This is a genomic window from Acinetobacter sp. CAU_H_29a_1, from assembly GCF_058599505.1.
The window spans coordinates 62,034-87,153 of sequence record NZ_JBZUJB010000002.1 but is presented as its reverse complement, the minus strand read 5'-3'; the positions used below and the strand labels follow the sequence as shown (position 1 = coordinate 87,153).

At 37.5% G+C, this 25,120-nt stretch carries 23 protein-coding genes and 8 pseudogenes; 21 read left to right on the top strand and 10 right to left on the bottom strand.

The window, feature by feature from the left end; all coding sequences use genetic code 11:
• The first annotated feature begins 86 nt into the window (after positions 1–86).
• The 3 genes from tnpA (at position 87) to tnpC (AC4MDD_RS18530) (ending at position 2,481) form a co-directional block, all read left to right on the top strand.
• Complete coding sequence (gene tnpA / locus AC4MDD_RS18540; protein WP_491881703.1) at positions 87–470, top strand: IS66-like element accessory protein TnpA; 384 nt, start codon at positions 87–89, stop codon at positions 468–470.
• Positions 467–802 (top strand): IS66 family insertion sequence element accessory protein TnpB, encoded by a 336-nt coding sequence (tnpB, locus tag AC4MDD_RS18535; RefSeq protein WP_004684362.1) that lies wholly within the window; start codon positions 467–469, stop codon positions 800–802. The genes tnpA and tnpB (AC4MDD_RS18535) overlap by 4 nt, the downstream gene beginning before the upstream one ends.
• Before the next feature lie 74 nt (positions 803–876).
• Positions 877–2,481: an IS66 family transposase gene (gene tnpC / locus AC4MDD_RS18530; protein ID WP_491881702.1), complete on the top strand. Its 1,605-nt coding sequence runs from the start codon at positions 877–879 to the stop codon at positions 2,479–2,481.
• A 32-nt stretch (positions 2,482–2,513) separates the two neighbouring features.
• Here the strand turns inward: tnpC (AC4MDD_RS18530) and AC4MDD_RS18525 are convergent.
• From AC4MDD_RS18525 to AC4MDD_RS18505, 5 genes and pseudogenes are all read right to left on the bottom strand, one after another.
• A pseudogene (locus AC4MDD_RS18525) lies at positions 2,514–4,532 on the bottom strand (hypothetical protein); the annotation flags it as partial.
• A gap of 12 nt (positions 4,533–4,544) precedes the next feature.
• A complete protein-coding gene (locus AC4MDD_RS18520; RefSeq protein WP_004762884.1) occupies positions 4,545–5,009 on the bottom strand; it encodes a hypothetical protein in 465 nt (154 codons plus the stop codon).
• Positions 5,010–5,170: 161 nt separating this feature from the next.
• Positions 5,171–5,510, bottom strand: a pseudogene (locus AC4MDD_RS18515) (alkaline phosphatase); the annotation flags it as partial.
• A 148-nt stretch (positions 5,511–5,658) separates the two neighbouring features.
• Complete coding sequence (locus tag AC4MDD_RS18510; protein WP_110975735.1) at positions 5,659–6,558, bottom strand: ParB/RepB/Spo0J family partition protein; 900 nt, start codon at positions 6,556–6,558, stop codon at positions 5,659–5,661.
• An 18-nt stretch (positions 6,559–6,576) separates the two neighbouring features.
• Positions 6,577–7,353 (bottom strand): ParA family protein, encoded by a 777-nt coding sequence (locus AC4MDD_RS18505; protein ID WP_058952656.1) that lies wholly within the window; start codon positions 7,351–7,353, stop codon positions 6,577–6,579.
• A 911-nt stretch (positions 7,354–8,264) separates the two neighbouring features.
• Here AC4MDD_RS18505 and AC4MDD_RS18500 point away from each other — a divergent pair.
• The 8 genes and pseudogenes from AC4MDD_RS18500 to AC4MDD_RS18465 all read left to right on the top strand — a co-directional run bounded on the left by AC4MDD_RS18500 (position 8,265) and on the right by AC4MDD_RS18465 (position 14,561).
• Positions 8,265–9,437 carry a replication initiation protein gene (locus AC4MDD_RS18500; RefSeq protein WP_126039364.1) on the top strand — a complete coding sequence of 391 codons (1,173 nt, stop codon included), beginning with the start codon at positions 8,265–8,267 and terminating at the stop codon, positions 9,435–9,437.
• Positions 9,438–9,561: 124 nt separating this feature from the next.
• Entirely contained in the window at positions 9,562–10,029 is a 468-nt protein-coding gene (locus tag AC4MDD_RS18495) for a hypothetical protein (RefSeq protein ID WP_279693812.1), read from the top strand.
• A 129-nt stretch (positions 10,030–10,158) separates the two neighbouring features.
• Positions 10,159–10,629, top strand: a pseudogene (locus tag AC4MDD_RS18490) (IS4-like element ISAba33 family transposase); the annotation flags it as partial.
• Positions 10,630–10,714: 85 nt separating this feature from the next.
• Positions 10,715–11,098 carry a transposase gene (locus AC4MDD_RS18485; RefSeq protein WP_146857247.1) on the top strand — a complete coding sequence of 128 codons (384 nt, stop codon included), beginning with the start codon at positions 10,715–10,717 and terminating at the stop codon, positions 11,096–11,098.
• The gene (tnpB, locus tag AC4MDD_RS18480; RefSeq protein WP_275284931.1) at positions 11,095–11,430 is read left to right on the top strand and encodes an IS66 family insertion sequence element accessory protein TnpB; all 336 of its coding nucleotides are present in this window, start codon (positions 11,095–11,097) and stop codon (positions 11,428–11,430) included. Before AC4MDD_RS18485 ends, tnpB (AC4MDD_RS18480) begins: the two co-directional genes overlap by 4 nt.
• Positions 11,431–11,504: 74 nt before the next feature.
• Positions 11,505–13,130: an IS66 family transposase gene (gene tnpC / locus AC4MDD_RS18475; RefSeq protein ID WP_491881953.1), complete on the top strand. Its 1,626-nt coding sequence runs from the start codon at positions 11,505–11,507 to the stop codon at positions 13,128–13,130.
• 31 nt (positions 13,131–13,161) lie between these two features.
• Positions 13,162–13,790: pseudogene (locus AC4MDD_RS18470) on the top strand (IS4-like element ISAba33 family transposase); the annotation flags it as partial.
• Positions 13,791–14,003: 213 nt separating this feature from the next.
• Positions 14,004–14,561, top strand: coding sequence for a recombinase family protein (locus tag AC4MDD_RS18465; RefSeq protein WP_004763415.1), 558 nt, complete (start codon positions 14,004–14,006; stop codon positions 14,559–14,561).
• Positions 14,562–14,937: 376 nt separating this feature from the next.
• On the opposite strand, the gene AC4MDD_RS18460 is transcribed toward AC4MDD_RS18465, so the two are convergent.
• A complete protein-coding gene (locus AC4MDD_RS18460) occupies positions 14,938–16,272 on the bottom strand; it encodes an ISNCY family transposase (RefSeq protein WP_348943572.1) in 1,335 nt (444 codons plus the stop codon).
• 136 nt (positions 16,273–16,408) lie between these two features.
• A complete protein-coding gene (locus tag AC4MDD_RS18455; RefSeq protein WP_180058724.1) occupies positions 16,409–16,690 on the bottom strand; it encodes a DUF6530 family protein in 282 nt (93 codons plus the stop codon).
• A 394-nt stretch (positions 16,691–17,084) separates the two neighbouring features.
• Between AC4MDD_RS18455 and AC4MDD_RS18450 the strand changes: the two are divergent.
• Positions 17,085–17,672: pseudogene (locus AC4MDD_RS18450) on the top strand (Tn7-like element transposition protein TnsE); the annotation flags it as partial.
• 140 nt (positions 17,673–17,812) lie between these two features.
• Here AC4MDD_RS18450 and AC4MDD_RS18445 read toward each other — a convergent pair.
• Positions 17,813–17,919, bottom strand: a pseudogene (locus AC4MDD_RS18445) (IS1595 family transposase); the annotation flags it as partial.
• A gap of 357 nt (positions 17,920–18,276) precedes the next feature.
• Between AC4MDD_RS18445 and AC4MDD_RS18440 the strand changes: the two are divergent.
• Together AC4MDD_RS18440 and AC4MDD_RS18435 are read left to right on the top strand one after the other, a co-directional pair.
• Positions 18,277–19,239, top strand: coding sequence for an IS30-like element IS18 family transposase (locus AC4MDD_RS18440; RefSeq protein ID WP_004691346.1), 963 nt, complete (start codon positions 18,277–18,279; stop codon positions 19,237–19,239).
• Positions 19,240–19,414: 175 nt separating this feature from the next.
• Positions 19,415–21,022 (top strand): hypothetical protein, encoded by a 1,608-nt coding sequence (locus AC4MDD_RS18435; RefSeq protein WP_491882641.1) that lies wholly within the window; start codon positions 19,415–19,417, stop codon positions 21,020–21,022.
• Positions 21,023–21,124: 102 nt separating this feature from the next.
• Here AC4MDD_RS18435 and AC4MDD_RS18430 read toward each other — a convergent pair whose 3' ends face one another.
• On the bottom strand, positions 21,125–21,607 hold the full coding sequence (locus AC4MDD_RS18430) for a hypothetical protein (RefSeq protein ID WP_004740156.1): 483 nt from the start codon (positions 21,605–21,607) through the stop codon (positions 21,125–21,127).
• A 249-nt stretch (positions 21,608–21,856) separates the two neighbouring features.
• Between AC4MDD_RS18430 and tatA the strand changes: the two genes are divergently transcribed.
• From tatA to tatC, 3 genes are read left to right on the top strand one after another with little or no spacing between them, the layout of a single operon-like run.
• The gene (tatA, locus tag AC4MDD_RS18425) at positions 21,857–22,084 is read left to right on the top strand and encodes a Sec-independent protein translocase subunit TatA (protein WP_002123495.1); all 228 of its coding nucleotides are present in this window, start codon (positions 21,857–21,859) and stop codon (positions 22,082–22,084) included.
• A gap of 33 nt (positions 22,085–22,117) precedes the next feature.
• A complete protein-coding gene (gene tatB / locus AC4MDD_RS18420) occupies positions 22,118–22,462 on the top strand; it encodes a Sec-independent protein translocase protein TatB (RefSeq protein ID WP_002123497.1) in 345 nt (114 codons plus the stop codon).
• Entirely contained in the window at positions 22,463–23,230 is a 768-nt protein-coding gene (tatC, locus tag AC4MDD_RS18415; RefSeq protein ID WP_002123494.1) for a twin-arginine translocase subunit TatC, read from the top strand.
• 201 nt (positions 23,231–23,431) lie between these two features.
• On the opposite strand, the gene AC4MDD_RS18410 is transcribed toward tatC, so the two are convergent.
• The gene (locus tag AC4MDD_RS18410; RefSeq protein WP_489177339.1) at positions 23,432–23,638 is read right to left on the bottom strand and encodes a helix-turn-helix domain-containing protein; all 207 of its coding nucleotides are present in this window, start codon (positions 23,636–23,638) and stop codon (positions 23,432–23,434) included.
• On the opposite strand from AC4MDD_RS18410, the pseudogene AC4MDD_RS18405 reads away from it, so the two are divergent.
• The 4 genes and pseudogenes from AC4MDD_RS18405 to AC4MDD_RS18390 all read left to right on the top strand — a co-directional run.
• Positions 23,609–24,312 (top strand): annotated as a pseudogene (locus tag AC4MDD_RS18405) (IS6-like element IS1008 family transposase). The gene AC4MDD_RS18410 and the pseudogene AC4MDD_RS18405 sit on opposite strands and share 30 nt — an antisense overlap.
• A gap of 127 nt (positions 24,313–24,439) precedes the next feature.
• Positions 24,440–24,775, top strand: coding sequence for a hypothetical protein (locus AC4MDD_RS18400; protein ID WP_005401801.1), 336 nt, complete (start codon positions 24,440–24,442; stop codon positions 24,773–24,775).
• Between the two features lie 49 nt (positions 24,776–24,824).
• Positions 24,825–25,004 (top strand): hypothetical protein, encoded by a 180-nt coding sequence (locus tag AC4MDD_RS18395; RefSeq protein ID WP_001231652.1) that lies wholly within the window; start codon positions 24,825–24,827, stop codon positions 25,002–25,004.
• Positions 25,001–25,102 (top strand): annotated as a pseudogene (locus AC4MDD_RS18390) (type II toxin-antitoxin system death-on-curing family toxin); the annotation flags it as partial. The gene AC4MDD_RS18395 and the pseudogene AC4MDD_RS18390, both read left to right, overlap by 4 nt.
• Between the last annotated feature and the right edge of the window lie 18 nt (positions 25,103–25,120).

Genomic DNA, 25,120 nt, shown 5'->3' with positions numbered 1-25,120 from the left:
GTAAGCGTCCGCTGAACACACCTTATGAATTCGTCCTATAAGCCTTAATTTAGTCCTCACTTAAAAACAAGTGGGGACTTAAATTTATGACTACAAATAATCAGACATCCATCGCATCTCTTACGATAATACGAAGAACATATAGTGCTGAATTTAAACAGCATATCGTTCAGGCGTGTAAAGCATCGGAGGTTTCAATTGCTTCAGTCGCTTTGCAACATGGATTGAATACAAATCTTGTATCCAAATGGATTCGCTTAATTGATGCTAAGCCAAGGAGTGATCGCTCACCACTATCGAATAAACCTGCATTTATTGCCTTATCTTGCTCTGCACCATTAGATCATACTCCTACTGACATGTTAAAAGTTCAAATTACTTTACCCCACTCAAAAGCAGAAATTGGCTTGAAATGGCAAGTATCAGAAATATCTGCTTTAGCAGAATTACTCAAGGCACTTACAACATGATCCGTATCGATGAAATCTGGTTGTCTACCCAGCCCATGGACATGCGTGCAGGTATGGATACGGCCATGGCTCAGGTGGTGAGAGCCTTTGGCTACATTAAACCGCATTGTGCTTACCTGTTCTGTAATAAACGTGGCCATCGCATGAAAGTGCTGGTACATGATGGACTGGGGATCTGGCTGTGTTCTCGGCGGTTGGAACAGGGCAAATTTCACTGGGCTAAAGTTCATCAGGGTGAAACCCTGGCACTCAGTCCAGAACAGTTACAGGCACTGATCCAGGGTTTGCCTTGGCAGCGCATTGGACGACAGCAAGTGGTCACAATGCTCTAAACTAGCTTGGTCCATTCTGCTATTCTCCAAACGTTCTATTTCATTCTTCTCATGACCTCAGGCATACTGCGGTCATGAATACACTGCCTGATTTAAGCCAACTGACCCATGAACAACTGCTGGAATTTACCCGGCAGTTGGCAATGCAGCATCAGTCTTTGGCACAATCAAATCAAGAATTAGAAAAATCAAACCAGCAATTGGATGCCAAAGTTCAACATCTTTCCATTCTCACGCAAAAATACGAGCATGAGCTCGCACTATTTAAACAGCACAAATTTGGCAGTAAAAACGAACATCTCACCGCAAAACAAATCCATCTGTGGGATGAAGCGGTCGAAGAAGATATTGCCGCTGTTGATCTGGAACTGGAACGGCTGAATGCAGATAAAACTGATGCAGCGACACACAAAGCCACAGTCAACAAACCTAAACGTCGACTGCTGCCCGATCATCTACACACCATCCGTATCGAGCATGAACCAACATCAACCCAATGTGCTTGTGGCTGCACCTTGCGTCGTATCGGCGAAGATATCAGTGAAAAACTACATTTCAGACCGGCACAGTTCTATAAGGAACAGCATGTGCGTGGCAAATGGGTCTGTGATCAGTGTGACACCCTGACTCAGCAAGCGATGCCCGCCTATGTGATTGATAAAGGTATTGCCAGTCCTGAACTACTGAGCCATGTGTTGGTCTCGAAATACGCAGATCATTTACCGCTGTACCGTCAACGTCTGATCTATCAGCGGGCGGGAATCGAGCTTTCTAGATCAACTTTATCTGACTGGATAGGTCGCTGCGGTGTAGAACTGGAGCCTCTGGCCAATGCTTTAAAAGAGGTGGTGCTGCAACAGCGGGTGCTGCATGCAGATGAAACACCAGTCACCATCATGCGGATGGGTGATGATGAGAAAAAACCGAAGAAAGGTTATGTCTGGGCCTATGCAACAACCCAATATAATCCAATTCAAGCCGTGATTTATGACTTTCAGGATAGTCGTTCAGGCCAGCATGCTGAAGCGTTCCTGAAAGACTGGCAGGGCCATCTGGTCTGTGATGATTACAGTGGTTATAAAGCACGCTTTAAATCAGGCCAAGTTATTGAGGTGGGCTGCATGGCGCATGCGCGTCGTAAATTCCATGAACTGCATGTGACCAAGAAAAGTCAGGTCGCTGAACAGGCCTTAGTGCTGATTCAGAAACTGTATGCCATAGAAGCAGAACTCAGGAGAAAGACCGATGGTACAGCAGAACAGCGCCGCGAATACCGACAACAGCATAGTCAACCGGTGATGCAACAACTGTATGAATGGCTCAACCAGCATCAACTGACGGTGCCATCGAGTTCTCCAACCGCCAAGGCCATCAATTACACTCTGAAGCGTTGGCCAGCTTTAAGCCGCTATCTGGATGATGGCAATCTACCGATTTGCAATAATTGGGTGGAAAACCAGGTGCGGCCTTGGGCGTTGGGACGTAAGAACTGGTTATTTGCAGGTTCGCTGCGCAGTGGTCAGCGAGCGGCAAACATCATGACTTTAATCCAGTCAGCAAAGCTGAATGGGCTGGATCCGTATGCCTATTTAAGTGATGTGCTGAAAAGATTGCCGACCCATAAAGTGACCCAAATAGAAGAATTGCTACCACACCGCTGGAAATCCAACTCAAATTAAAAAATAGACATGGGGTTCAGCGGACGCTTACACTCTTTGACAGTTATCGGCAAGATATCTTTACTATCAATGACCTTGCCAAAAAGATCATTTACAGTAATTTTCTTTGTAAAGACTTGTCTAAAAAACGAACCGTACGCTTCAATAATTTGTTCTAAAAAGACTGTGTAATTTTGCAGTGTTTTTATGAAAAAATCAGATAATGGGATAAAACGACCATCTTTTCTTGCTTTACTATTTCTTTTATCATTCACATATAAAAGCTTGAGCTCAACACAATAATCATCCAAATTCCCCAACAGGTTTTCTTTAGGCCGACTTGCCAAACTCAACAAGCTGATATGCCACATCCAACATGCGTATGCATTCAGTTGATTAATGATATGTTGATCTTTTTGAATATTTTCTTGGCAATGTTTATGTAAAAAAGCAAATTGCTCTTTCACAAAACTGGGTTCAAGTGCCAGTTGGCTCCCTATCCTTCCGATAGATAATGCAGATTGCACTTTGAATTGTTGTTGCAATATTTTTAGTTCAGCCGTGTCTTCAGTAAATTCCGAGGAATGTGGTGTAAGTGCTGTTTCTACAAAGGCTAGATATGTGCTACTGAGTTGAGCTTTCGGTAGCCCTCCATAATAGATACCAGGCATGTGATGCTGACTATCCCGCCCAGCAATTACATGAGCTAGATATTCATTATATGTTTCATAATATATATGAAAATATAATTGAGCCTGCAGTTTTTCAACAGTGATCGAACCTACAAACCGATTATCAAGCCAATTCTTAAGTTTTGTATTAATGTCTGTTGAAGAAATTATTGGATTCGATGCTTGTTCTATATAGTCAAACCAAGCAGAAGGTAAATGTAGTTGATGTGTCATCACTTCATTCCATCGCTCATCATTTAAGCTCTTAATCTTCTGCTCTGTAATATTAAGATTTAATTTGAGTAAATATTCGCGACGTCTACTTGAACCATTTTGAATCAACGTACCCTCCTGAATAAGGTCATTAAAATCCATCAGTGCAACGGGTGATAATCCCGTCAATAAAGACAATAAACAGGCAGCAGCGATCGCCGCATTCCTCGGTTGTCCTGATAATTCATCTCTTAGCACATAAACAATTTGCTTCAGTATATCTGGCGCCAAATAATGTGGATTTGTAATAAATGGCGCATGACGGCGTTGGCGATGCCGCGTGTAATACGCAGCATAATCACTAATTAAATGATTAAAATTTTTAGTTTTTTCATCTTCAGAGTATAATTCTACTTCAGTGTCCAATAACTCAATTTCACCATCTTCATCTTTGTAAAGAGAGGCATCATAAAAACTGATCTTTGCGTTATGTCCGATATCTTCATGCTTACCTGATTTTATTTCACGAAATTTTTTGAGTTCATTTTTAGTTGGCCATTCCAAAACTTTGCTTTTTTTTGACTTACGCTGACGATGAACTACACGACGATCATCTAGTCTTTTAAAAATTATTAATAGAGCCGATAAATACTCTATGACTTGTACTTGTTTGAAATCTTTAATATTAAAAAGTTGATTACGATCCTCTTTTTTCAAATTACGTTCGTACGTGACATAGCGATTTAGTAGCTCACTGCATTCTTGAAATAATTCAGCATGATTAGAATCCAGAACATATCGTGATACATAGCGAAAGAGATCACAAACATGTTTTTGCTTATTCTCAGCTTTATCAATCTTTGCAAATTCTTGATACTGCCGATATGTTAAAAAACTCGCTTGCAAAATCAAATAACGTACAGACGACAACTCTTGAGTATTACTAATATTCGGACATGAAAAATAACTCAAAGCAGCCAAAAAAGAATACTTACCGATCTGTCTGGAGCCTGATATATAGCTATAAATTTGTTGTGCTAATTTGTATAGCGCGTAGACTTCTTTATACAAATCATCTGATAGATCAATAAATTGTGTATTCACAACATCATCATGTAACAGACAATAATCTTTTTGGAATTTTTCTGCTAAATCTAAAAAGTGCTCTTCTGCGTCAATCTTCGGCATATTCATTTTCGCTTAATTTTTTATCACATTGCATTGTCTAAATTCATTACGATCTAAACAATTTTGTAAAAGTTGATCTTTTATTGAATTCTTTGTTAGCTTAAAAAATCGAGCAAAAAATTTAGCATCCAGCTCTTTCTGAGCTTTCCTTTCAAAGCACAAGTGTTGCTGTGATTTTTCGATAAAATCATCAAGATTATGTATCAGCTGTAAGATTGCAACATAATTAGAATGCACACGTAATCCTGGCTCCCTTTGCATCAATAGCAAGATTTTTTGCCAAATTTTGACGTAGATTACTTTGAACTTTGCCTGTACTACTACTTTCTGACTCTGTTTAATCTTTTTGATTTTTAGTAGTTCTGAGTTAATTTTTACTATCTCAAGCAGAACATTTGGTCGGTCAAAGCAAAAGGGCATGATAAATTGCCCTATAAAAATCTCAATATTTTTTACTAAATAGTCAAATTTTAACATTTTTATCGATATAAAAAATGAGCATATCTTTTTATATGAAAATACATTTAATCTATCAACTAAATTTTCTCAAAATTACAATTCTCAACAAATACATACGTTTTACTTATCTAGGGCGGTCTAAATTTTAAGAATTCTTCCATTTTTTTTTAGTTTTCTGTTATTTTTACACCTGTCATATAGGCACCCATCGATGGTGCGCTATCTCTAACCTGTGCATCTTTTGAGAAAGTACGAACAAATGCTGACACTGGCAGTTGATCTATCGGCAGTTGGCCATCTTCACCAACAGCATAAATTCGTGCAGCTGTTAGTGTCGTGATACCCATTCCATCTCCCAAGAAAAAAACCACACGTTAAGGCTGTTTTGATGGTTGTACTGAAGTAGAAGTTGATTGAACTAAAGTAGGACTTTGACAGCCCGTCAAAATAACTGTGCCCAAACTACAGCATGCCAAACTTATTAATTTTTTTTATTTAATTTTTCTTATGCCAAAGCATTGCATCGACTCATCTTAAGATGGTCGAAAAATACGCTTTAAATATTCAATTTACATGACAAATTTATGGAAATGTTATTATGACTACTTATATAGATTTTCCTAATTGCAAAAAATAGTGTAGCAAATTGCTACACTATTTTTTTACTTTATTTTTCTAACATTCGTCTTAGGAAAGCTTCTAATTCTTGTAAATTTTGATCATCAAATTGTCCGATTTTTAAAGATACCTTTAATGTATTATGGTCAAATTTGATATTACCAGCAACTTTCCCATCATATTCAATTTTATGTACAATTGAAGTTTGAATTACTTCTTTCGTTTCTCTTGACTTAAAGATTTTTTCAGCTAGTGATGCGAGTTTTGTCTGTTCAACTTCTTTTTTAAGCAATTTTGACCATGCTTCGAATAATGCTTCTTTAGCATTTTCATTGTTTTCATCATGATCTGATAGAAACTTTTTCACTGCTGTAGCAGCGGTCCTTGCTAATAATGAGGGCTGTTTTTCCAAATCTTCAATCAACTCTCCAGGTAATTTTTCAAAAGATAAATATTTATACATATCTTCACGATTCATACCTAATGACTTTGCTAACTTCTGCTTATTTTTTTTTAATTTTTCATCCAAAGAATTTAATCCAACATATATTTCATAATCTGTCAGATCTTCTCGCTTTAAATTTTCAGCTAATGTTAATAAAGCAACTTCTTCATCCGATGCATCAATAATGATTACTTCAATGGTGTTCTTATTGAGAAATTGGTGGGCTTTCAATCGTCTTTCACCAGCAATCAACTCATATTTATCATTTATTCTACGAACTGCAATTGGTTGTAATAGCCCAATTTCCTCAATTGATGCTGCTAAATCTTCAATATCTTGTTGATTAAAGAGTTTTCGAGGCTGGTTAGGGCTAGCCTGAATATCTGTAATTTGTACATTACGTCTTAGCTCTTTGACATCATTAATATGCTCTTTTTGGGCATGTTGATGCTTTTGAGTATTTTGCTGAAGACGTTTAGCCAATATCTCTTTATTACTTACCATAGTATTTCCAGAATTATATTATTTGACACGCTGAACAATTTCTTGTGCTAAAGTTTCAAAAGCTTTTCGAACTTTTGAGTTTTTATCAACAGATAATAAAGGTTGTTGCAAAATTGCAGCTTGATTAACTTTAGTGCTCATCGGAATTGTGGTATGCAATAATTCTCCAACTTGATTAAATGCTTCATTTTTTATTAATTTACATACATTCTGACGCTCATCATGTTTAATTAATAAAGCACCTAAGAGTTCTAATTCAGGGTTAACTCTTCTAATTTTACTTAAATGATTAATTAAATCAGTAACACCATAGAGACCGTATTGTGAACCAGATTCGATTGGAACAATAACATGTGTCGAAGCGGCTAAAGCATTGCTGGTTAATAATTTTAAACTCGGAGGGCAATCAATAAGAATGTAGTCATATAATCCTTCTAGAATTTTCAATTTATTTGAAAGTTCCTCGGTTGGTCTTGGTGCATCATCTTTCAATTGATCTTCAGTTTTACCAAGAGTTAATGAGCCATATATTAAGGAAACATTTTTAAACTTTGTTTCTTCTTCTAATGCTTCCGATAATAGACTTATATCACCAATGAGTAATTCCGCTGATGTAGTTTCAACTTCGCTAGGGTGTCTTAATCCTATATGTAAACTTGCATTTGCTTGTGGATCCAGATCAATTACTAAGACCTTATTTCCTAATTCAGCAAGTTCTGAAGCAAGATGTACTACAGTAGTTGTTTTCCCGCAACCACCTTTATGATTAGCTACAGCAATAATTTTAGTTGACATATTTGTCTTAAGGAATTTACTTTGATTTCATTTAATATAAAGATATTTGTAGCAACTTGCTACAGTTCCTTTGTCATATTTTTATCTTTTGAATTCAAAAGATGTGGGAAAAACATTTCTTAACTTTTTTTAAAAATATAGCTAGCTAATTTTAATTAGTATTAATTAGTTAATTAGTTAATTATAATTAGAAAAATTTTACTTCTTTAAAAACAACTAGATAAGGTTTTTAAAGTGGAAAGCGTGTCACTAATAAGTGGAAGGCCTGTCATTGATAAGTGGAAGGCCTGTCACCGATAAGTGGAAAGTTTGTCACTAATGAGTGGAAGGTCTGTCACCGATAAGTGGAAGGTTTGTCACTATGGTGGAAGACTTGTCATTGTGATTTATTTTAATGTGGTTTTTTTAATTTAAAACAATACAAGTCAACTGCTTGTGGTGTTGATAAGTTTGTTTTTATTGAAATAAAGGTGGAAGACTTGTCATTAGTTGTTTTTTATTCTGTGGATAAACTATTTGTATAAAATTTAATTAATAATATGATGTTTGATAGTCAAGAATACCGGAATGGTGGAAGGCTTGTCACTTTAATAGTGGAATATGTGTTGGGTAATTCCACTTTAGTGGTGCTATAGGCTATTCCTACTTTCAAATTTATTGCTTTAGCGACACGGATGAATTATCAAAGGTGGAAGAGTCGTCACTTAAAAGTGTTTAATTTTATATTTATTCCACCATAAGGCTGAATAGTATCAAAATTGCACTTTAATAGTGACACTTCTTCCACTGTTAAGGTGTTTGATGGGCATAAACTGAGTTAATTTAATGTTAGTAAGAGAGAATAGTGAGCGGTTTGCATCTTCTTCCACTTTTGTGTATAACATGTAGAAAATATTTTAATCTTTCCACTCATGAGCAATCACAACGAACCAGAAGAATTAGAACATCTACCTTATTGTATTGGTAATATTCGACATAATGGAGTAGTCAGCACTAGTAACCGTCTGATTAGACCAATTGAATTATCATCTAATGAGTATAAAGCTCTTCTTTATGCAATGGCTGTTGCGAATTATGGTGAAAAGAATAATCAAGATCGTGAAATTACAGAGCAAACTTATATTTATTTGCATAAAGATGATTTAGGCGAACTATTAGGATTAGATAAAAAGAATTCCATTAATGTTGCTATTGATCGTATTTATAAAGAATTATCATCACGAGTAGCTCATTTTGTAATTGAAGAGTCCGTGGATGATAATAAGCGTAAAGTTAAAAAAGTACACTCAGTAGTACCAATTATTCGTGAACTCCGTTGGGAAGATGATGCTAAAAATGCTTTGCAGATACGTTTCACCAGTGAAGTACTTCCATATTTTACTCGTTTAGCAAATGGAAATTTTACGACCTATCAATTGAAAGATTTATTTGCTTTGGACTCTGTAACCAGTATGAGTTTGTATTCATACTTTATAAAAAATGAATTTAAGTATGCTAATCAAGATTCTTATGAGGTTGAACTTTCACTTGAGAATATCAAAGCATTAATTGATATTGGAGAGAAAAAATACGATCGTTGGGTTGATTTTAGACGATACGTTTTAGACAAAATTATTGAAGAAATTAATGAAAGGACTAGTCTTCAATTAGAATACGATACCATCAAGAAAGGTCGACCTATTGTCGGAGTTCGATTTAAAATTCTTAATAGGCATGCCACTGAAGTTGTTGTATCTAATACTAATGATAAGACTCAAATCTATTTAGATGTCAATTTTGATGATAATGCGCTTGTTAAAGAATTAGGTGCGAAGTTCGATATGACCGTAAGGTCTTGGTACATCTATGCAAACGACCCAAATTATAAACAGTTTAGTAAGTGGTTTAAGACAGAAGGGTGCTTAACTGAATCTCAAGCAAATGTGATAGTTAATGATATTATGTTCCAAATGGATTTTGCTGTAGCTGGCAGTTCAATGAGTGAATTTAAGAAAGAAATGAAATATAAATTAAAAAATAATTCAAATTTTGTAAAAGAAAATAGAAAACGATTGAATGAAATATTTGGAAAAGACGTTATATGACTGTGTAGCAACTTGCTACACTTTTTACTATAAGGTGTAAAATAAGCTTGATATCAGTTTACGTCATATTTTGATAGCTAATTAATAGACTTATGAACTAATTATTCATCCATTAAGGTAGAACATGAAAACTAATCATTACATTCCTAACCACACACTTACGAAGACAGATCAAGGTTATGTTGTTAATTTTATCGTTGAACAAAATAAACTGATACCTGTATTTGAGAATATGTCACTTGAACAGGCATGCCAGGCAATGCTTATACAGGAACAAATCTTATTACAACCTACAGATGACGAGCATCTTATTTTTTATAAGGCAGATGATCAACAAGAAACCATGTTATATAAATCCTTTGATGATGCTCTGATTGCCTTTAATACAATGATGCAGGTCTATATAAAAGGTTATCTCTCTCTTTCAAGTATTTTACTTTTTGCTAAGAATGTTGATAACCAATACTCTGCGCCTGAAATGAATGAGCTATTTGAAGAAGCGGCTAAGATGTATCCGCAAAATTTAAAAGAAATAATGGAATTGAAGCAGTTTTCTCTAGAGCATTTAAAAATACTAGAAGAAAATCAATGAGCAGAATATAACATTATAGGGTAGGGGTTTAATACACGCCTATCCCATTATGATTTTCCTTTGTACACGACAAAAAAAGATAACTCATTGAAATAATGGCATAATACTTGTTTTCTGACGACGAATATGATGACACATTTCAATGAGTTACATCTCATCTTAAACAAATATCTAAAGTGGAACAAGTCACATGTAAAATGTTTTACACTGATTATGCTTGCATTAATTGTAAAACAGACATGTAATCTTTCTTCTGCATCTAAAGCCTTACCCATCAAGTGCTTACCACAATCATTTTATCGACGTATACAACGCTTCTTTGCAGATCATTATTTCGATTATCGTCAAATTTCTCAGTTAATTTTCTATATATTTTCATTCGATAAAGTCCAATTAACTTTGGATAGAACCAACTGGAAATGGGGAAAACGAGATATCAATATCTTGATGTTAGCTATCGTCTATCGTGGAATAGCGATACCTGTTGTTTGGACATTGCTCAATAAACGTGGAAATTCAGATACAAAAGAGCGTATTGCTTTGATTCAACGCTTTATCTCCATTTTTGGTAAAGATCGTATTGTGAATGTGTTCGCAGAGTAAGCGTCCGCTAAACACACCTTATGAATTCGTCCTATAAGCCTTAATTTAGTCCTCACTTAAAAACAAGTGGGAACTTAAATTTATGACTACAAATAACCAGACATCCATCGCATCTCTTACGATAATACGAAGAACATATAGTGCTGAATTTAAACAGCAGATCGTTCAGGCGTGTAAAGCATCGGAGGTTTCAATTGCTTCGGTCGCTTTGCAACATGGATTGAATACACATCTTGTATCCAAATGGATTCGCTTAATTGATGCTAAGCCAGGGAATGATCGCTCACTACTACCGAATAAACCTGCATTTATTGCCTTATCTTGCTCTGCACCATTAGATCCTATTTCTACTGGCATGTTAACGGTTCAAATTACTTTACCCCACTCAAAAGCAGAAATTGGCTTGAAATGGCAAGTATCAGAAATATCTGCTTTAGCAGAATTACTCAAGGCACTTACAACATGATCCGTATCGATGAAATCTGGTTGTCTACCCAGCCCATGGACATGCGTGCAGGTATGGATACGGCCATGGCTCAGGTGGTGAGAGCCTTTGGCTACATTAAACCGCATTGTGCTTACCTGTTCTGTAATAAACGTGGCCATCGCATGAAAGTGCTGGTACATGATGGACTGGGGATCTGGCTGTGTGCTCGGCGGTTGGAACAGGGAAAATTTCACTGGGCTAAAGTTCATCAGGGTGAAACCCTGGCACTCAGTCCAGAACAGTTACAGGCACTGATCCAGGGTTTGCCTTGGCAGCGCATTGGACGACAGCAATTGGTCACAATGCTCTAAACTAGCTTGGTCCATTCTGCTATTCTCCAAACGTTCTATTTCATTCTTCTCATGACCTCAGGCATACTGCGGTCATGAATACACTGCCTGATTTAAGCCAACTGACCCATGAACAACTGCTGGAATTTACTAGACAGTTGGCAATGCAACATCAGTCTCTGGCACAATCAAACCAGCAATTAGATGCCAAAGTTCAGCATCTTGAAGTATCCAATCTGCAATTAGATGCCAAAGTTCAGCATCTTTCCATTCTCAATCAAAAATACGAGCATGAACTTGCGCTGTTTAAAAAGCACAAATTCGACAGTAAAAACGAACATCTCACCGCAAAACAAATCCATCTCTGGGATGAAGCGGTCGAAGAAGATATTGCCGCTGTTGATCTGGAACTGGAACGGCTGAATGCAGATAAAACTGATGCAGCGACACACAAAGCCACAGTCAACAAACCTAAACGTCGACTGCTGCCCGATCATCTACACACCATCCGTATCGAGCATGAACCAACATCAACCCAATGTGCTTGTGGCTGCACCTTGCGTCGTATCGGCGAAGATATCAGTGAAAAACTGCATTTCAGACCGGCACAGTTCTATAAGGAACAGCATGTACGTGGCAAATGGGTCTGTGATCAGTGTGACACCCTGACTCAGCAAGCGATGCCCGCCTATGTTATTGATAAAGGCATTGCTTCACCTGAACTGCTCAGCCATGTGCTGGTATCGAAGTATGCCGATCATTTGCCGCTGTACCGTCAGCGCCTGATCTATCAGCGGGCGGGCATTGATCTGTCCAGATCCACGTTATCTGACTGGATAGGTCGCTGCGGTGTAGAACTGGAACCTCTGGCCAATGCTTTAAAAGAGGTGGTGCTGCAACAGCGGGTGATCCATGCCGATGAAACGCCGGTCACCATCATGCGGATGAGTGATGATGAGAAAAAACCGAAGAAAGGTTATGTCTGGGCCTATGCAACAACCCAATATAATCCAATTCAAGCCGTGATTTATGACTTTCAGGATAGTCGTTCAGGCCAGCATGCTGAAGTGTTCCTGAAAGACTGGCAGGGCCATCTAGTCTGTGATGATTACAGTGGTTATAAAGCACGCTTTAAATCAGGCCAAGTCATTGAGGTGGGCTGCATGGCGCATGCTCGTCGTAAATTCCATGAACTGCATGTGACCAAGAAAAGTCAGGTCGCTGAACAGGCCTTAGTGCTGATTCAGAAACTGTATGCCATAGAAGCAGAACTCAGGAGAAAGACCGATGGTACAGCAGAACAGCGCCGCGAATACCGACAACAGCATAGTCAACCGGTGATGCAACAACTGTATGAATGGCTCAACCAGCATCAACTGACGGTGCCATCGAGTTCTCCAACCGCCAAGGCCATCAATTACACTCTGAAGCGTTGGCCAGCTTTAAGCCGCTATCTGGATGATGGCAATCTACCGATTTGCAATAATTGGGTGGAAAACCAGGTGCGGCCTTGGGCGTTGGGACGTAAGAACTGGTTATTTGCAGGTTCGCTGCGTAGTGGTCAGCGAGCGGCAAACATCATGACTTTAATCCAGTCAGCAAAGCTGAATGGGTTGGATCCGTATGCCTATTTAAGTGATGTGCTGAAAAGATTGCCGACCCATAAAGTGACCCAAATAGAAGAATTGCTACCACACCGCTGGAAATCCAACTCAAATTAAAAAATAGACATGGGGTTCAGCGGACGCTTACTTCGCAGACAGAGAATTTATCGGTGAGAAATGGTTTACATGGTTAATTGAAAATGACATTAACTTCTGTATACGTGTTAAATAAACTTTATTGTGACCAATCACTTAGCCAAGAATCATAAAATTAGTGATTTATTTCGTCATCTTCAAGTTGGTCAAACTGAATGTCGTAAACGACGTATTTGGGTTGGTCGAGTGAAACTGTATATTAGTGAGCTACGATTAGAAGATGGAGAACTTTTACTTGTTGTTTCTCCTATGTTTAATGCTTCTGCTATTCGTGATTATGCATTACGCTGGGAAATCGAAACCTTATTTAGTTGTCTCAAAGGACGTGGATTCAATCTTGAAAATACTCGTTTAACAGACCCTAGACGAGTCAAGAAATTGATAGCAGTGCTAGCTATCGGTTTCTGTTGGTGCTATTTAACAGGTGAATGGCAACATGATCGAAAAAAAGCGATAAAAATAAAGAAGCATGGACGACTTTCAGTAAGTTTATTTCGCTACGGTTTGGACTATGTTCAAATGGCTATTCTACGTTTGATTGGTTTTGGAAAAAAAGAAGAATTTAAGAAAGTGCTCGCAATTTTAAGAAAGAATAAGCCTGATAGGACAAGGGCCCTGTGAAATTTGTCGTGTACAGAGATGATTTTCAAATAATAACCGTAGATGAAAGTAAAGACCGCTAGCTTAAATAGATCTCTATGAATCGAACGTATAAGCATAGCCTAACGGAACAATTTAAGACCTAATAAAATCAGACTTAAAACCGTATCTATAGACTTAATTTTATATTTCGGTACAATATATATCTATAACTCCAATATCTAACGGTACAAAATGCCTAATCAGGTTGGCTACATCCGAGTCAGTTCATCGGAACAAAATACGGAACGTCAATTGGATGGAATCCACCTCGATAAGACCTTCATAGAGAAGGCAAGTGGGGGTAGCCGTGAACGTCCTCAATTGCTCGCTATGCTCGAATATCTGCGTGATGGTGATACGGTGCATGTTCACAGTATTGACCGCCTGGCACGTAATACGAATGATCTGAACGACATTGTGAACAGCCTGAATGATCGTGGCATAACCATCATTTTTCATAAAGAAAATCTGACCTTTAGCCATGATGTTGCACAGTCGGCAATAAATAAGCTCATGTTCCAAATGCTTGCTGCATTTGCAGAATTTGAACGCTCCATGATCCGTGAACGGCAAAAGGAAGGTATTGCTAAAGCCAAAGCGAAAGGCTTATATAAGGGCAGAAAGCGTAAAGTTGATTATGCAGAAATACAAAAAGCCATGCAGGAAGATGGCTCGACTTTTAGAAGTGTGGCAAAACAGTTTGGAGTAGGGATTGCTACAGTTCAAAGGGCAGTAGGGCAAAAGCCTTAATGATGACCAGTCATCAAGGATCGGAGAATATTTTATGCAGCTGTGAGTTCCGTAATTTTCTTTTTCAACACTGATACTTGTACGGCTGAAGATCGAAAGCTATTTCTGCATCTGCATTGAAGGCTGTTAATACCCCGGCTTTTGGAGCCGTTTTTTAGACCCTATGATTAACCACGATTATTTAACTGATATGAATAAAGTCGTGAAAAATTGCTTAAATAATAAGCGTGGAACGTGAAAAATCATAAAAAAAGCCCAAACAGTGATGTTTGGGCTATAAACTTTGAAATAAGTATTTGAATTTCAAAATAAATTATAACACTGTTATTCACCAATTAAAATGTCTATGCGAAAAACCATTTAAAATGTCCTGTTTTTAACCACAAGAGTCAAGCACAGGATTTAAATTTCTTTGTTCAATAACAGCTTTCTGAGCTTTACGGCTCGGCATACTTTTCTTGGCACGGGAACGTTTATTCTGTTTCTCCAATTCTTCATGTTGTTGCTGGATATGCGCCAGGACTGAACCTAACCGTTTATTCTCAACAATCTCATTTTGCTGCAGCCCAGCCAATTTATTGAAGATGCTGTAGTTGAGCTTTCGTCCTTCATGCATGAGGGCCACAGTGCCATCCGGATACTCCAGAAATGAAATGTATTGCCCAGCAAGCTTATGATTCAGCTCTGTCGGTTCAAGCAGATAAATACATTTGTCATAGGTAATCGTCAGGTTCTTGGTGACCTTACGCGGTTCCTGCCAGGTAAAAATATCATCCAGTTCAAGATGAGATTCGGTTAATGGCCGATGCAGGTTCTTTGAGTTTCGCGCACATTTGGCGAACTTCTGATTGAACTGCTCAATAAAGCAGGGCAACCAGGCATTTGCTTCTGCAATCGAACAGATGCCTTCCAGGCGCATCTCCTTGATCAAACGGTCCTGAAGGGTTCTATTCGCTCGCTCTACGCGACCTTTGGCCTGGGGTGAATTGGCGAAGATAATATCAATGTTTAACTCATTCAGAATCCGGCCAAATTGCGTGATCTTGCTGTCTTGGCTGGATTTCTGATTCACTCTAAATACCGAGTGTTTATCGCTATAAAAGGCCAAGGGCTTGCCGTATTGCTCAATGTAGGCTCGGGTTGAAAGCATATAGTCAAAGGTCGTTTCAGCTTCACAAAAGCGCAGATGCAACAGCTTGCCGGTAGCATCATCGATATAAACCAGCAAACAGCATTTGGTGGCTCTTCCTTCAAACCAGTCATGATATGAGCCATCAATCTGGATCAGTTCACCGAAGCAATCACGGTTATAGCGTGGCTGGTATGGGCGTTTTAGACGTTTGGATCGCGGAATCCAAAGGTCATTTGCAGTCATCCAGCGCCGAACCGTTTCTACCGGGATATTCAGGTCAAACATGCTGCTGAGCTTCTCATGCGCCAAGGTAGGTCCAAAGCCCAGCAGATGTTCAGAAATAATGGAAAGACATTGCGATTTTAATAAATCGTCATGGCGATGATGGCCCGGTTGACCACGACTGGCATGCGTCATGCCTGAAACACCATCTTGATTGAGCTTCTGCAATAACCGGGTAATTTGACGGGTGGAAAGATTCAGGATTTCAGCAGCACGGACTTGGGTAATACGATGATCTCGAACGTCTTGCAGAACTGCAAGACGTTGAATTTCTTTGTCAGACATAGTGATCAGCATCTATATTTTATATCCAGTCCATGGTGATAAAAACCATCATAAACCAGACATTTTTATTGGTGAGAATATAGACACTTTAAATGGGTTCTAACAAACACATTTCGTATAAGGTGTATTATGTTAATTTTAGAAATGCTTAATAGCCAAGAGTCTTTAAATATTTAGATAATCTTTTGAGAGATTCATCTAAATGTTTTTGATCTTTTAACATTCCACCTTTTAAAACATCAATAAGATCAGAGTTTTTTGTTAGATCAATTTTAAAATCATCACATATAGGCAAAGTATCATTTTTAGCATAACTCATAGAAGCACATAAAAGGCTAGCTAAATCAAATACTCTATGAATTGGTAGCTCCTCTGACTGTCTAGACCATTTTTCACCTGTATATCGCCAGACCTTGGCTGATAAATCCATATTTGTTTTTGAGGGCTTTGTTGCATAAATATGTAAGCATCTGATTTAAATAAATTTAATTTTGGATCAAAAAATAATCAAAACTTTTAAAATCATATAGTTATGAAATCTTTGTGCAACAAAGCCGTTTTTGAGTAATAAAGTTAAATACTAAGTAATAAACAATAATACTTAGTAACAAAGTTTCATACCAAGTTTCAAAAAAAAGAAAATATATTCATTATTTTCAGCATATTGGAATTTTGGTATGAAACTTTTTTTATTTTAATAGAATTATACTTAGATTAGCCTTGTCTATAGTATGATATTTTAACAAATATCATTCAAATTTAATATCAATAAAAAGAAATACTTACACACAATATAGGATGACACTTTATTACTTTCATATACTATTATCGTGGATGATGCTAAAGAGTATATTGATGAATTAATTGGTGATGTAAATGCCGATGAACCAGGAATTGGCGGTACAGTTAAAGCTGGTGATTTTGAGGGTGCGAAGGATCAAACTGATGATGCCCATTTATATCTAGACCGTTTCTCCGCTTTTATGCAGATGCTTTATAAACTTGAGGAAAAGTATGGAATACAATATTCATTGACTTCAAAAATTTTGCCTACAGTACAGGGGTTTACTAAACATCTAAAGTCCGATAATAATCCACGCTGTATTGCTGAAGTACATTTTCTGCATCAAGGTCAGCATTTCATTTTACTCGAAGTTGATACATCCGATAATGCAAATCGTCTGTCAACACAATTGTTAACAATAAAAGATATGAATTGTTGGGAAAAAAATTATGAAAAAATTCGCAAATATATAGTTCAAAATACTCTTAACTGGCCAATTAGTTTCATTAAAGAAATAGCAAGTCGTCAGGCTAGATTCAATCACCCACGTATTGATGAAGGACAACAAGTTGCTATTGATGACTTAGAAGGATGGGCAAAACGGATTTACGTAGGGTTAAATAAATAGATAAGCTTTGTTGCACAAAACTATTCCTAGTATCTTCTTCAGCAACATAATTTTCAAATGAAGAAACGAGAGTGTAAATAATTCTGTGTAAATACCGTTTTAAAAATACTTGGTTACACGCTCTTCAAACATGATACTAAAGCGATGCCATTAAACTTTCTCAGTCTTTTTTGACATAAGACCAGAATGATTCAATACCGTTGATGTGTGAGTTGCCTCCAGCAAATTCATTGTTACCATGAAAGACTATACCAAGCAAACAAAGGAAGCCACCTCAAATGGCGTACACTTTACTTTTAACTTTGGTTGATGTGTGCTGAAAAAACAGGAGGATTACCGCATTGAAATGGAAGTAACGACAATAGCCATTGCGGGAGAATCGGTTCGAATTCTATTGTGGCATTAATGTTGCTCGGGTAGTGATATTTTAGTTCATCTATGAACTTAGTTGCATCATATGGGGGCGTTATAAAAACAGAATTAAAATAAATTTTAAGTACCGCAGATTCAAATCCCAAGTGCAACACATTTGTAGTTAGTTGAAAAAGTTAGGTGTATTCATAGAATCATTAGACTTTTTCAACTCGCAATTGGAAAGCACACAATGAAGAAATACACCCAACTTTCTCAAGATGAAAGATACGAAATTTATGCTACTTTGAAAAGTAAAAGTTCAATCGCTACCCTTGCTCGGGAATTAGGACGTTCACGATCAACCATCTACCGTGAATTAAAAAGAAATACTGGGCAACGTGGATATAGAGCTCAACAGGCAGCTAAATTTGCAAGTCAAAGACGGTACCGTCCTTCATCATCAATGACAGCATTTGCCTTCGCTTATATTGATTATTTGATTGGTTTGGACTGGTCACCCGAACAAATTTCAGGTGCTTTAACACAACGCGGTTGGCTGGATGTACCTTCACATGAGTGGATTTACCAGTACATTTATCAAGATAAATCAAAAGGCGGTAAACTTCATCTACATTTAAGGCATCAGAAGAAATATCGAAAACGCGGTTACAAAAACACGGATCGTAGGGGTCAAATCATTGATAAAACAAGTATTCACTGCCGACACCAGGTCATTGATCAACGACAACGTTTAGGAGATTTCGAAGGTGACACGGTGATTGGTAAACATCATAAAGGTGCTTTATTGACTCTCGTTGATCGAAAGAGCCTGTATGTACATATTGTTCATTTAGGGCCAACAAGAGCATCCTCTCAAACGATTACTTGTGCATTAGATCGTTTACAAATGAGCCATGCTTATAGTGTGACATTTGATAATGGCAAAGAATTTTCCGAACACAAAAGAATTACTGATGCTGGCATAGAGACGTATTTTGCTGATCCTTACAAGTCTATTCAGCGAGCTAGAAATGAAAATACGAATGGTTTAATCCGTCAATATCTGCCAAAATCATCATCGTTTGATGGCGTGTCAAACGAACAAATAGAGCAGATAGAATTTGCACTCAACCATCGTCCTAGAAAAACACTAGGTTGGTATACACCGAGTGAAGTTATGGCTGGTTTTTATACTGTTGCACTTGCCGCTTGAATCCGCCTACACATAAAGCATGAGTATTATCAAAATTAGAGAAAAACCAATAAATATCATTTTCGGCGATTATTTGCTCAAAAAATCAAAGTTCTTCATAATTTCTACATATTTTATAAAATTGGTATAGATATTGTATTAATCTAGGCGGTTTTAATCCAACCTAGAGGCAATGATGATGGCACAGCCACAAGTGAACCTACAAAAATCAATTTTAAATACTCCCTTGACTCGACGCTCTATTTTGATTGGGGGAATGACCTTGCCTGCGGTATCCATGCTTACGGGCTGTGGTGGCGGCGGAGGTGGTGGTGAGGTTGAGTCGGATGTGGTGATACCGATTGCACCGTTTGACCCAGATACAACACCGCAAATTCCAGATCAAGGCGAAAAGACTGAGCCCGAACAAGGTACTGAGCCGATCATTAGTCCAGATGCGGTGAAAATGAATGTGGGGATCTATAACTTTGAATATAATTCTTTTGAGCAATTACGTGCACGTCGCAAAGTAAGTAAAGGTACAGCAGGTTCAGTTTTGGTGACCAATAAAGATGGTACTGAAACGGCTTGGGAAAGTATCGTAGATTATGTCAAGCGCTCGGTCGATCATCGTTTTGTATTGTTGTACCGAGGGATGTTGACTGCTTTTGCTGAGCGCCCACCACAAGACTATGATGTCACCTTTTTTACTGCTCCAGAATTTTATTGGAATGTGCCTTGGACTGATTTTTTGAATACGGATGAAGTCTTGGTAGTTGCAGATTTATTTTTAGAACTCGTCACACAGAAAGTCCGTAGTTTGATTGCTAAGTTTCCTGAATGTGATTATGGAAAACTGGTACTTCTCCCAGGAACTATCGCAGTGTTAAAGCCATCAGTAAATATTTTTAACAAAGATGGTAGTGATGCCAGCACCGATAAAAATCCAATATTAGAAGCAACGAACCATTTGGTATGTGTGCATAATCTGTCTTTAAATGATGAGCATCAGCGCCCTGCATATATGGTTTGGCCAAAACGCACTGTGTCTTGGATTGACTTCATTGGTGATAGAAGATGTGATCGAGGGGATGAACTTGGTAATAATGCCAGTAATCCTGATCTGGAGAACTATGCACATGTTTGTACTTTAAATGGAAAGGAAAAGCTGGTGGTAAAAATCCAGCGAGTTTCGTCTGATAAAGTTCAAGCCTTTGATGATTATGGTCGTCAATTATTGGACACCACATTTAATAATGAACTAATTGAAGGCTTGCCATTTGGGATAAATATTTGTTTGGACTACGCAGTTGCCAGTACGACTACAGATAAGTATCGCATGGCACAGCTAAAAAATACCGAGTTTAAATTGGATTTTGTAATCGCTGCTGGTATTAGTCTAGTTGCAAAAAACTATCAAGATGCTTCAACGGTACAGTACGCCATTCATAATGATGGTATTAAAGGTAGTAATCAAAACCCAAAACAAGTCAAATATGAGTATTTTAGTAATGTTTCGCAAATTTTTTATGATAAGCGAATAGGGGCACCATACCTTCTGTCATTACCTGCACTTGGAACGACCGCTGATGGCTCAAGACAATCTACAACGATGATTTCAGTTGATAACAGCACAGATTTTACTTATCCAGAACGTTATTCAGGGATGCCATCAATTACTGATGAGATTAATTCAGCCAATGTTCGGGTTTGGAGTTTGCCTGTTGATGTGACTGACACCTTGAAGACGCAAGAAACAGTCACTGCAATGAAGTCTGAAAACTGTGAAGCGGCTGTTGCATAAATTTGCTTGATTCGTTTTGGGAATTTATAAGATGCGTGGTTGAGCTCAGTTTTTGATCTCAACCACAGTGGGGTAACACCGTTTCAGTTATTGTTCTGGTGGTTATTCTAGTCGCTGTGGTGAAAGTATATTTTGTAAATTATCTAAATAGTTTTGACGAAGTGAAAGTTTGCACTGCGATCGTGTGATTGAGCTGGATTTAGTCAATTTTGATGTATTCATTAAATCATTGCACATCATTCTTTCATAATTTTCATATTTAGATTGAATGCTTTTTTTATTTATGTGAGGTTTTTTATTATCTAATATTTTATTTATTTTATTTATTTTATTATTAATATCTTCCAATTCTTTTTGCGTACAATCTACTGCAAGGTTGAATCCTTGTTTGTGGTCTGATATGCACCTTTCATATGCTTTTGAATATCCTTCTGATTGATTGTTTTTCGGAGGGTTTTGGCTGTCTATAATACTGCTTTTAGTAGTCGTGTACTTTGTGTTGTGTGATATGCCACTATCGCTTGCCTTTGCACAACTTAATGATAATAAAGCAAATAATAAGGTGGTAAGTATTGTATTGTTCATGCGTTGATCCTCGATTGTATACAGCTAAAGCTGTAGTTAAGCTCAATAAGCATCAGTTACTATATGTTTTAGATAAAGACTTGTAAAATAAAAGTGTGAATTAATTTTCCTGATAATGGTTGATTAAAATTTGACGACACAATAATTTATTTTTAATTTTTTATTTATTTTTAATTTTTTATTTATTTTTAAGTTTTTTGGTGTAGTATTTATTTTAAGTTATTTTTTTGTTTAGGTGAGGGTTGTGAAATGGCAGGTCTATCAATTTGGCATATTTTATTGTTCTTGATTATTGTTGTTTTGCTTTTTGGTACATCGAAGCTCAAAGGGCTGGGTCGTGACCTAGGTGGTGCGGTTAAGGATTTTAAAGATTCAGTAAAAAATGAAGATCAAGATCAAAAACTACTTGCCGAAGATACTTCGGTGATTGATGTGTCTAGTCATACCGTTCGAGATGCGTCACATACGCAAAAGTAATTTTCATCATTTGGCATAAAGGTGGTTTAACCAATGTTAGATATGGGATTTAGTGAAATCTTACTGTTTGGTATTGTCGCTATTGTGGTGCTTGGTCCTGACAAGTTACCACAAGCAATGCGTACAGTAGGGCGATGGTATGGAAAAGCTCGACGCTTAATGCATAGCGTGCAGCACGATATTGAGAAGGAGCTCAATCTGCTCGAGATGAAAGAACAAGTTCAGCGTGAACTTGATCAAATCCGTGCAGTAGAACGAGATATGCAACAGCAGTTGGTTGAAATGAGAAAGAGTGCTGAAGATATTGCGAGTACAAAAGCGCAACAAGGGCAAAGTAATCCAGCTGCTCAACAACCTGCACAAAGTATAGGAGAGTAGATGATGGCTTCTTCACAAACTCAACAAAGTGATCAGCCGTTGCAGTCTATGCCATTGATGTCGCATGTGATTGAACTGCGTAAATACTTGATGCGGATATTGATTGCGGTTTTTGCCGCATTCTTTAGCATGATTCCATTTGCCAATGACTTGTATGAAGTGCTTTCAAAGCCTTTGCGTTTACAGCTTCCTGCAGATGCGACCATGATTGCCACGGATATTACCACGACATTTATGGCACCATTTAAGCTCAGCTTTTTTATCGCAGTAATCGTGGTGATGCCATACATTCTGTACCAGATTTGGCTTTTCATCACGCCAGCTTTGTATAAGCAAGAAAAACGTATTGCAGTACCATTGCTCGTATCAAGTATTGTATTATTTTATGTTGGTATCTCGTTTGCGTACTTTATAACTTTACCTGCAGTGTTGGCATTTTTCTTACATGCAGCACCCGAGGCAGTTGCACCAATGACTGATATTAATAGCTATCTGAGTTTTTGCTTGAAATTATTTTTGGTCTTTGGGGTAACTTTTGAAGTGCCTGTAGCGACATTATTATTGATTTTGGTGAACTTAGTTTCCGTGGAAACACTGACTCGAAATCGACGTTATGTGATTGTTGGCTGTTTCTTTGTTTCGATGTTTATTACGCCACCAGACGCTCTTAGTATGGTAATGTTGGCGATTCCGATGTGGCTACTTTTTGAGATTGGGTTGATGTTTGGGCGTTTTATCGAAAAGTCCAAAACGCCACAAACTGCTTAATTGTAAGTCAAAGTATGAGTGGTAGAACTAGTAAGCTAGTTGTGCCATTCATGGCTGAATTTCTATTGTTTAGGCTCTGTATAAAGTTTTGCATGATGATTTTAAAGTACAGGAAGTACTTGGCAAAACAAAAATTCTAAAACTAAGCCAATCAGAAAAATAATAGGTTCTGCGACTAAATGTGTCGTTCAAAAAACTATTTTAATCTGGTAATAAGTCTTTGGGGCTAATTTGTAAAACCTGTGCGATTTGATACAGCTTATCTACTGTCAGATTGACTTCTCCACGTTCGATACGCCCTAAATAGCTACGATCGGCACTGTTGCAAATAGGCTGACATGATAAGCTAAATATCTTATTTATTTCGAGATACAGCAGATGAATCCCTTCCATGGTCGGCACTTTCAAGGTGAAATCATTCTTTGGGCTGTTCGTTGGTAAGTAAATATGGCATCAGCTATCGTGAACTTCAAGAAATACTCGCTGAACTAGGTGTGAATGTTGACCACACCACAATTTATCGTTGGGTTCAGCGTTATGCTCCAGAAATGGAAAAACGCTTACGCTGGTATTGGCGTAATCCTACAGATTTACATTCATGGCATATGGATGAGACTTATATCAAAGTGAAGGGGCGATGGACTTACCTGTATCGTGCAGTTGATCAACGTGGTCATACGATTGACTTTTACCTTTCCGCTAGACGGAACAGTAAATCAGCCTATTGTTTTTTAGGAAAGATCTTCAATACGGTGAAAAAATGGCAAATTCCACGGGTCATCAATACAGATAAAGCAGCGACCTATGGCCATGCTTTATCACGGTTAAAGCGAGAAGGAAAATGTCCAGTAGATATTGAGCACAGGCAGATTAAGTATAAAAATAATGTCATTGAATGTGATCATGGTAAGTTAAAGCGGATCATCAGGGCCACATTAGGATTCAAATCTATGAAGACGGCTTATGCCACAATTAAAGGTATTGAAGTCATGCGTGCACTACGTAAAGGACAAGCATCGTCATTTTATTATGGTCAGCCTCAGGGTGAAGTGTGTCTAATCAACAGGGTTTTCGGTCTCTAAGCACTTTTTAAAGGGAACATCATCGACTCAAATCTCTATTTGCAACAGTGCCATGGGTTCTAACATTTTGTGTGTTCGCATAAGGTGTATTATGTTAATTTTAGGGAAATTAATCAGTTGATGAAAAATGAAAATAGGAATTTTTTGGTTTTTGCAAAAGCAAGTTATCGGCATAGCTCATCCATTCAATTTAAATGATGCAGATTCAATAGGCTTAATTGATAGTCCATATACACATGTCGATTATTGGAAAAATATGCAAAGTGTATACCCAGAACTACGTCATTATGAATATGAACAGATTCCAAGGGGTAGGGTAATTTTCGACGCAAATAAAGAAAAAGCAATCGTGTATATGGACAAAAAATTATTTAACACAGTAACAGCCACTAAAATTTATGATTTCTTTGATATAGATTCAGAATATGCTATTCCAAGAAAAGATCCTCACTATCGTACTTAATTGTTTAATTTAGGCTAAAATGAAATTCTCTTTTAATAGGGGTATGAAGATGAGAAAGCGTTTAAAAGACTATAGCCTTGATCAAATTTCAAATCGTGAAAAGGTTTCGGGTCAAGTATTACCAATCCAATTTAGCAATGACGAAGCGACTAAACGTGTTGTGATGCATAGTGCAAAACGAGTCATTAATCAGCATAAAGCTGAAATCCAAGAGCTTGCTTATAAATGAGTTTGATTAGCTCAACATTCGTCATTGCTGTGCATGATGAGATCCTATTACAAACTGGCGTAGGGCGAATAGGCTGTCATATTGAAAAGTTAGAAAGCGGGTGGTGTATCAAAAAG